General features: G+C 67.5%; 6 protein-coding genes. 4 read left to right on the top strand and 2 right to left on the bottom strand.

What is annotated here, in order from left to right; translation table 11 throughout:
- Window positions 1–69: 69 nt before the first annotated feature.
- Window positions 70–1,038 carry a LysR family transcriptional regulator gene (locus tag HMPREF3114_RS05515; RefSeq protein ID WP_053499296.1) on the bottom strand — a complete coding sequence of 323 codons (969 nt, stop codon included), beginning with the start codon at window positions 1,036–1,038 and terminating at the stop codon, window positions 70–72.
- Window positions 1,039–1,147: 109 nt separating this feature from the next.
- Here HMPREF3114_RS05515 and aceB point away from each other — a divergent pair, with 109 nt between their 5' ends.
- The 4 genes from aceB (at window position 1,148) to HMPREF3114_RS05495 (ending at window position 8,120) form a co-directional block, all read left to right on the top strand.
- Window positions 1,148–2,770, top strand: a complete 1,623-nt coding sequence (gene aceB, locus HMPREF3114_RS05510) for a malate synthase A (RefSeq protein WP_053499294.1) — start codon at window positions 1,148–1,150, stop codon at window positions 2,768–2,770.
- A gap of 64 nt (window positions 2,771–2,834) precedes the next feature.
- Window positions 2,835–4,136, top strand: coding sequence for an isocitrate lyase (gene aceA / locus HMPREF3114_RS05505; protein ID WP_019337654.1), 1,302 nt, complete (start codon window positions 2,835–2,837; stop codon window positions 4,134–4,136).
- 437 nt (window positions 4,137–4,573) lie between these two features.
- A complete protein-coding gene (locus HMPREF3114_RS05500; RefSeq protein ID WP_032954692.1) occupies window positions 4,574–5,614 on the top strand; it encodes a GGDEF domain-containing protein in 1,041 nt (346 codons plus the stop codon).
- A gap of 4 nt (window positions 5,615–5,618) precedes the next feature.
- On the top strand, window positions 5,619–8,120 hold the full coding sequence (locus HMPREF3114_RS05495) for a putative peptide modification system cyclase (RefSeq protein ID WP_070489315.1): 2,502 nt from the start codon (window positions 5,619–5,621) through the stop codon (window positions 8,118–8,120).
- Between the two features lie 7 nt (window positions 8,121–8,127).
- Here HMPREF3114_RS05495 and HMPREF3114_RS05490 read toward each other — a convergent pair whose 3' ends face one another.
- Window positions 8,128–8,424 (bottom strand): NHLP-related RiPP peptide, encoded by a 297-nt coding sequence (locus tag HMPREF3114_RS05490; RefSeq protein ID WP_065178400.1) that lies wholly within the window; start codon window positions 8,422–8,424, stop codon window positions 8,128–8,130.
- Window positions 8,425–8,495 lie beyond the last annotated feature (71 nt).

Raw genomic sequence — 8,495 nt, 5'->3', positions numbered from 1 at the left:
ATAGCCGGCTTCTGCTGTTGCTTCGGCTTCGGCTTCGGCAGGTGCAGGGCGCAGCCCTGCCGAACCCCCTCACCGCTCCGAATGCCCGCTCTGATCGTAATCGCGCGGACTGAACAACTCCGGCTGGATCAGCTCGATGAACGCCCGCGCCTGCGCCGACAACGCCTTGCCCCGGCGCACGATCACCCCGTAGCTGCGCTCGGGGAACCAGCGCTTCATCGACCGCGCCGCCAGCCGCTCGTGGTCGGCCTCGTTCAGGCACAGCGCCGGCACGATGGAAATGCCCATGCCCATCGCCACGTACTGCTTGATCACTTCCCAGCCCCCCACTTCCAGCGCCACGGTGTAGGCGATGCGGTGGCGCTGGAACACCTGGTCCACCAGGCGGTAGGTGATCTGCCGCTTCGGCGGCAGCACCAGCGGATAGCGCGCGATGTCGGCCAGCTCCAGCTCGCCGCCCTTGGCCAGCGGATGATCGTGCGGTGCGATCAGTACCTGCTCGAAGCGGTAGGCCGGGGCGTAGGTCAGGTCGGCCGGCACATCGGTCATCGAACCTATCGCCAGGTCGGCGGCATCCTCGCGCAGCAGGTCGGTGCCGTCGGCGCTGATCGCGTTGTGCAGGGTCAGGCGCACGTCCGGGTGGTGCAGGCGGAAGCGTTCGACGATCTTCGGCAGCAGGTACAGGATGGTCGAGCTGTTGGCGGCAATGTTCAGCTCGCCCGCGTCCAGGCCGCGCACCTTGTCGCGGAAGCGCGCCTCCAGCCCGTCCAGGTTCTCCACCAGCGGCTGTGCCATCTCGTACAGCAGCTGGCCCTCGCGGCTGGGCACCAGGCGCCGCCCGCTGCGCTCGAACAATGGCACCCCCAGCTCCCGTTCCAACGCCTGCAACTGCAGGCTGATGGCCGGCTGGCTGACGAAAAGTGCCTCAGCCGCCCGTGAGACCGAGCCGAGGCGCACAGTCTGGCAGAACGCGCGCAGCGGCTTGAGCCGGTCGGATTTGTAGGAAAAACGAGGACTTGGCGGGGCGCGTGTGCTCATCGTGTAACGAGTATTAGCACAACTTATGTAAAACATTGCAAAAACTGTTTTGCCAAATACTGAGGCCCAGCGGCACCGTGGAGACGTTCCCCCATCGCTGGAGTCGCCCATGTCCGCCGTCGCTTCCGCCGTTCCCACTCCCGCCACCAAGGCTACTCCCGGCATCGCCCTGGCGACCCGCGTGGCCGGCCAGGACACCCTGCTGCCGGCGCCGCTGCTGGCCCTGCTGGTGTCGCTGCACCGTGCGGTGGAGCCGGGCCGGCAGGCGAGGCTGCAGGCCCGCCGTGAACGCCAGGCGTTCTTCGACCAGGGCGGCCTGCCGGACTTCCGCGAAGACACCACCGCGATCCGTAGCGGCGACTGGCGCGTTGCGCCGCTGCCGGCCGCGCTGCAGGACCGCCGCGTCGAGATCACCGGCCCGACCGACCCGAAGATGGTCATCAACGCGCTGAACTCCGGCGCCAAGGTGTTCATGGCCGACTTCGAGGATTCGACCTCGCCGACCTGGCGCAACCTGCTGGCCGGGCAGCAGTCGCTGGCCGCGGCGGTGCGCGGCGATCTCGAATACACCGCCCCCAATGGCAAGCATTACACGCTGCGCCCATACGACGAACAGGCGGTGCTGATCGTGCGCCCGCGTGGCTGGCACCTGGACGAGAAGCACGTACGCGTCGACGGCCAGTTCCTCGCCGGTGGCCTGTTCGACGCAGCGGTGTTCGCCTTCCACAACGCCCGCACCCTGCAGGCGAAGGATCGTGGCCCGTACTTCTACCTGCCCAAGCTGCAGAGCATGGAAGAGGCGGCGCTGTGGGAGACCGCGCTGTCGCACATCGAGGGCATGCTCGGCCTGCCGCACGGCCAGATCAAGGTGACCGTGCTGATCGAAACGCTGCCGGCGGTGTTCGAGATGGACGAGATCCTGCACGCGCTGCGTGATCGCATCGTCGGCCTGAACTGCGGGCGCTGGGACTACATCTTCTCGTACCTGAAGACCTTCCGCCGCCACGCCGACCGCGTGCTGCCCGAACGCGGCCAGGTGACCATGACCCAGCCGTTCCTGAAGGCGTATTCGGAACTGCTGATCCAGACCTGCCACCGCCGCGGTGCGCATGCGATGGGTGGCATGGCCGCGCAGATTCCGATCAACCACGATGCCGCCGCCAACGAGCAGGCCATGGCCCGCGTGCGCGCCGACAAGCTGCGCGAAGTCAGCGCCGGCCACGACGGCACCTGGGTCGCGCATCCGGCGCTGATTCCGGTGGCGATGGCGATCTTCGACGAACACATGCCCGGTGCGAACCAGCACAGCGTGCTGCGCCAGGACGTGCGCGTCGGCCGCGACGAACTGATCGCGCGGCCGCCGGGCACCATCACCCGCGCCGGCTTCGAAGGCAACGTGGAAGTCTGCGTGCGTTACCTGGCGGCGTGGCTGGATGGGAACGGCTGTGTGCCGATCCATCACCTGATGGAGGACGCGGCCACCGCCGAGATCAGCCGCAGCCAGTTGTGGCAGTGGCTGCATACGCCGGGCCAGCAGCTGGACGATGGCACCGCCATCGACCTGGCCCTGCTGGATTCCACCCTGTCGCAGCTGCCGGCACGGCTGGGCGATACCGCCGCGCTGCCCGGTGGCGCGCGCATCAGCGAGGCCATCGCCCTGCTCGGCGAACTGAGCCGCAGCGAAGAACTGACCGATTTCCTGACCCTGCCGGCCTACGCGCGCATCGATTGACTGCCGCCCGCGTCTACCGCCGTTTCCCTCCCCGCTGCACGCACGAACCGAACTGGAGAAAGACATGAGCAAGCTGCCCACTGCCGAACAGATCCAGCACGACTGGGATACCAACCCGCGTTGGGAAGGCATCCAGCGCAACTACAGCGCCGCCGACGTGGTGCGCCTGCGCGGCACCGTCCACATCGAGCATTCGCTGGCCCGCCTGGGTGCGGAGAAGCTGTGGGCGTCGCTGCACGAGCGCGAGTTCGTCAACGCGCTGGGTGCACTGACCGGCAACCAGGCCATGCAGCAGGTCAAGGCCGGCCTGAAGGCGATTTACCTGTCCGGTTGGCAGGTGGCGGCCGACGCCAACCTGGCCGGCCAGATGTATCCGGACCAGTCGCTGTACCCGGCTGATTCGGTGCCGGCAGTGGTCAAGCGCATCAACAACACGCTGCTGCGTGCCGACCAGCTGCATCACGCCGAAGGCAAGGATGACATCGACTTCCTGCAGCCGATCGTGGCCGATGCTGAGGCCGGCTTCGGCGGCGTACTCAACGCCTTTGAACTGATGAAGGCGATGATCGAGGCCGGCGCCGCCGGCGTGCACTTCGAGGACCAGCTGGCCTCGGTCAAGAAGTGCGGGCACATGGGCGGCAAGGTGCTGGTGCCGACCCGCGAGGCGATCGAGAAGCTCAACGCCGCGCGCCTGGCTGCCGACGTGCTGGGCGTGCCGACCCTGCTGGTCGCGCGCACCGATGCCGAAGCTGCGGATCTGCTGACCAGTGACATCGACGGCAACGACAAGCCGTTCACCACCGGTGAGCGCACCGTCGAAGGTTTCTACAAGACCCGCAACGGCCTGGACCAGGCGATCAGCCGCGGCCTGGCCTATGCACCCTATGCCGACCTGGTGTGGTGCGAGACCGGCAAGCCGGACCTGGAGTTCGCCCGCAGGTTCGCCGAGGCGATCCACGCGAAGTTCCCGGGCAAGCTGCTGGCCTACAACTGCTCGCCCAGCTTCAACTGGAAGAAGAACCTGGACGACGCCACCATTGCCAAGTTCCAGCGCGAACTGGGCAGCTACGGCTACAAGTTCCAGTTCATCACCCTGGCCGGGTTCCATGCGTTGAACTACGGCATGTTCAATCTGGCCCACGGCTACGCGCGCCGCCAGATGAGTGCGTTCGTGGAACTGCAGGAAGCCGAGTTCGAAGCAGCCGAGCGCGGTTTCACTGCGGTCAAGCACCAGCGTGAGGTCGGTACCGGCTATTTCGATGCGGTGACCCAGGCGATCCAGCAGGGCCAGTCGTCGACCACCGCGCTGACCGGATCGACCGAGGAAGAGCAGTTCCACGGCGGGCGCAGCGAACGCGCGGCGTGATCCGGTGCGCGGCGTGATCCGGTAGTGCCGGCCGCTGGCCGGCAATCACAGGATGCTCCGGGCGCTGCGTGGCAGCCGGCCAGCGGCCGGCTCTACCGGGGCCTGGAAATCCGATCAGGGTGGCCAGGGAAGGGCCAGGCAACGCCGGCCGGTCGGGGGACCTGCCGGCGTTGTTGTATCGATGCAAGGGGGGCAGCCAGCGGGCAGCGTCAATCAGGCGCACCCCGCGTTCCGGCAACTTGGCCGAAACCCTGTGAAACCCGGCATCGAATTGATCCAGCAGGGGTTTTGCCCGGGCACCCGTGACCAGAACGGGCCACCACCGATCTTCACATCAATCAAGATCGGCAGAACGGTCAAAATGAGATAGGGCGCACACTTTAAAGCGGTGCTATGCTCCGCGGCTCACCAGGGGACGCTGGCGGCGGGTGCAGGGAATGACCGGCAGGGGTGCGGCCGAGAACAGTGATGTGACGACAGGTATCGCCCGGGTGGCGATGGCCGAGATCGTGCACGCGCTGTTGTCAGATGCCGAGGTGGCATTGTTTGCCAGATTCGCCCGCGCATGCAAGCTCCGTGCCGGACAGTGGCTGTTCCAGCGTGGCCACCGCGGCGAGCGCATGTATGTGATCCTCGAAGGCCAGATCGAACTGGACTTCGGCGAGGACCTGGTGATCAAGACACTCGGGCAGCATGAGTTCTTCGGAGAACTGGGCCTTCTGGTCGGCGACCACCTGCGCAGCGCCAGCGCGCGCGCGCTGGTCGACTGCGATGTGCTGGAACTGGGGCCGGCTGATTTCCACCGGCTGGTCGAATCCGATCCGGGCCTGGTGGCCTACTTCCTGCGCCGCACGATCATGCGCGTGCTGGCCAACGAACAGGCCCTGATCAGCCAGCTGCGCCGGCGCAACCACGATCTGGAAACCGCGCTGGACAACCTCTACATCACCACCCACCAGCTGACCCACACCCGCGAACTGGTGCGTACCGATGAACTGACCGGTCTGCACAACCGCCGTGGCCTCACCCTGTACCTGCAGGAGTGCCGCGAGCGTGCCGAGGGGCCGCCGCAGGCGCTGCTGCTGATCGATTGCGACCGTTTCAAGCAGATCAACGACCGCCACGGCCACCAGGCCGGCGACCGCGTGCTGCAGAGCATGGGCAACATCCTGCGCTCGATGGCTGGCGAACAGGACCTGGCCTGCCGGCTTGGCGGTGATGAGTTCTGCCTGATGCTGCGCCGTGGCAACCGCGAGATCGTGCAGCACGCTGCCGAGTTCATCCTCAGCGCGGTGCACGGCCTGCTCGAGCGCAGCCATGGCACGCCGCATGTAAGCCTGGTCAGCATCGGAGCCAGCCTGCTGGATGCCGACGCGGACTGGAGCGAGTGGTATGCCAGCGCCGATCGGGCGCTGTACCGGGCCAAGCGTGATGGCGGCAACTGCCTGCGCTGGGTGGATGATCCGGACGGCCAATAGGGAGATGCAGGCGATGAATGGCGACAACGGAACGTCAGCCCCGCATAGCCCACAGCTACGCGCCCTGCTGTTCACTGATCTGTGTGATTCGCTGCAGCTGGTCGAGCGGATCGGCGACGTGGCGGCGGCGAGCCTGTTCCAGGAACACGACCGCCTGGTGCTGGTGCTGCAGCACCGCTGGAATGGCCAGCTGATCGATCGTTCGGACGGCCTGTTCATGCTGTTCGAGCGCGCCATCGATGCCCTGGGCTTCGCTCTGGACTACCAGCGCGAACTGCATGCGCTGGGCCAGCAGCGTGCGATTGAACTGCGCGCGCGTGCCGGCCTGCATGTGGGTGACGTGCTGACCTGGGAAAACAGTGCAGAGGCGGTCCGCGCCGGCGCCAAGTCGATGGAAGTGGAAGGCTTGGCCAAGCCGATGGCGGCGCGCCTGATGATGCTGGCGCGGCCCGGCCAGATCCTGTTGTCGGCGGTAGCCGAATCGCTGACCCGCCGTGCCACCGATGCGTTGGGCGAGCGCGGCACGCGCCTGTTGTGGAAGTCGCACGGGCGCTGGCGCTTCAAGGGCGTGGCGGTGGTACAGGAAGTGATCGAAGTGGGCGAGATCGGCTCCGCACCGCTGCGCATGCCACGTGCCAATGCCAAGGCCCGCCGCGACCTGCCGTTGTGGCGGCAGCCGCTGGTGCTGGCCGCCGAAGGCCTGGTGCTGGCGGTGGCGGTGCTCGGCGGCTGGCTGCTGCTGCGGCCGGAACCGGCGATTGCGTTCGCTGAGCGCGACTGGGTGGTGCTCGGCGATGTCGACAACCTCACCGGCGACCCGATCTTCGACGACTCGATGCGGCATGCGATCCGGATCGCGCTGGAGCAGTCGCGCTACGTGAACGTGCTGTCGGAGGGCAAGATCCGCGAAAGCCTGGAAATGGCGCGGCTCTCGGGCGATACCCGGCTCAGCCGCGATACCGCGGCCAACGTGGCGGTGCGGGAAGGCGCGCGCGCCGTGCTGTTGCCGACCGTGCGGCAGAAGATCGGTGGCTACGAGCTGGCCATCGACGTCGCAGCACCGGGCAGCGGCCAGGTGATCCAGACGTTCACCGCCACCGCGGATCGATCCGATCAGATGGTGTTCGCGGTGGACGATGTGGTCGGGCGCCTGCGGCGCGGACTGGGCGAATCGGTGGCGAGCCTGGAACAGTCGTTGCCGCTGCCGCGGGCATCGACCCAGGACCTGCGCGCACTGCGTGCATTCGCGCTGGCGGAGAGTGCACTGGGCCAGCGTCGCTTCGAGGAGGCGCGCAACCTTTACCAGGCGGCGATCGATATCGATCCCGGTTTCGCCCTGGCCTACATGGGCGTGGCCAAACTGCATGCGCGCGTCGAGGAAGGGCGGCGTGCACGCGAAGCCATGCAGCATGCGCTGGACCTGCAGGATCGGCTGCCGCCACGCGAGCGGCTGTACCTGAAGGCCTGGATGGCCGAGCTGGAGCCGGGTGGCTGGGCGCTGGAGCAATGGCGCACGCTGGCCAAGGTCTATCCGGATTCGTTCGCGGGGCTGTCCAACACGTCCTGGTACCTGCTGCAGGCCAACCAGTTCAGCGAGGCCGAGCCCTATGCGCGTGCCGCCGCAGTGCCGCAGGATCCGCTGCGGCTGTATCCGCTGGTCCACCTGGTGCGGATACAGATCGCTGCCAACCAACCGCAGCTTGCCGCCGAAACACTGGCACAGGCGCAGATCCTGCGCGGCCGTGACGACGCCGATGAGACCGGCGTGGATGTGCTGGTGGCGCAGGGGCAGTACGCCAAGGCAGCGAAGCTGTTGCCGCAGATCCATGCCAGCGATGCCCTGCAGCAGCGGATGAAGCTGCGTGCGCAGCTGCTGCTGGCGGCCGCGCAGCGCGACTGCCCGGCGATGCAGCGGGCGATACGCGAAGATGCAGCGGCGCCGACGCTGGTCGATCTTCAGGTGCAGCAGCGCCTGCAGCACGCCAGCGTGGCGGCGTTGTGCCCGGGCGCTGACCGTGTCGAGCTGCAGGCGATCGCGGCGCTGCTGCAGCCGATGCTGCAGGAACGTGATGATCCCATGCTGCATGCCCGTGGCCTGCAATGGCTGGCACTGGTCCACCTGGCGCAGCGGCAGGGCCAGTTCGAACTGGCCAGGCGTTGGCTGGACGAGCAGCGGCCCCTGCTGCGCAGCCTGCGCAGTCCGGTCGCGGACCGCTGGCTGCGCATCGTCAGCGCCATGGATGAGCTGCAGATGCAGCGTCCCGAGGCTGCCCGCGCCCTGATCGAGCCGATCCTGGATGGCAGCGAGCCGGTGCAGGCGCGCGTCGTGCTGCTGCTCGCGCTGCGTGCGCAGGGCGATGAAGCCGCCGTGCGCCGCCAGCAGGCCTGGCTGGCCCAGCATCGCGGACAGGCCATTGCCGAGGTCACCGCCCTGCAGGTGTGGCAACCGCTGAACGTGTATGACGTCTCCACGTGGGCTACGCCGGCCACGGCCGGCGCGCCCTGATGGCGGGTCAGCCGTCGATGCGCTCGCCGACCTTGCCGGCTTCGAAGCAGAACACCACGGTCATGGCCGCCACCGACCCGGACAGGTGGGCCTGCAGCCCGTCACGCACTTGGCTCAGCTCCTCGACCGAGGCCAGGGTGCCGATCTTCATGCAGTCGTTCTCGCCAACGGCACCGTCCAGGCCGATCGAGGCCAGGGCCTTGGCCGGCGACGCGGTGAAGTGGCGGCGGAAGTCGTCGCTGCCGATCAGGTGGTCCAGCAGGGTGCTGGCGTCTGCGGCGGAAAGGCGGGGATGGGTGCTCATGGGGATCGTCCGTAGGTGGAGTTTCTCGTATCGGCCGCGACAGCCTGCCATTGAGGGCCGCGCTGCCCACA

It is taken from the genome of Stenotrophomonas sp. HMSC10F07 (assembly GCF_001807895.1).
GTDB lineage: Bacteria > Pseudomonadota > Gammaproteobacteria > Xanthomonadales > Xanthomonadaceae > Stenotrophomonas > Stenotrophomonas sepilia.
Note: the sequence above shows the minus strand (reverse complement) of the source record. Positions and strands in the feature narration are given on the sequence as shown.

Excerpts from the sequence above, each read along its gene's own strand:
- HMPREF3114_RS05515 (WP_053499296.1), bottom strand. The coding sequence starts at position 1,038 with ATGAGCACACGCGCCCCGCCAAGTCCTCGTTTTTCCTACAAATCCGAC.
- aceB (WP_053499294.1), top strand. The coding sequence starts at position 1,148 with ATGTCCGCCGTCGCTTCCGCCGTTCCCACTCCCGCCACCAAGGCTACT.
- aceA (WP_019337654.1), top strand. The coding sequence starts at position 2,835 with ATGAGCAAGCTGCCCACTGCCGAACAGATCCAGCACGACTGGGATACC.
- HMPREF3114_RS05500 (WP_032954692.1), top strand. The coding sequence starts at position 4,574 with ATGACCGGCAGGGGTGCGGCCGAGAACAGTGATGTGACGACAGGTATC.
- HMPREF3114_RS05495 (WP_070489315.1), top strand. The coding sequence starts at position 5,619 with ATGCAGGCGATGAATGGCGACAACGGAACGTCAGCCCCGCATAGCCCA.
- HMPREF3114_RS05490 (WP_065178400.1), bottom strand. The coding sequence starts at position 8,424 with ATGAGCACCCATCCCCGCCTTTCCGCCGCAGACGCCAGCACCCTGCTG.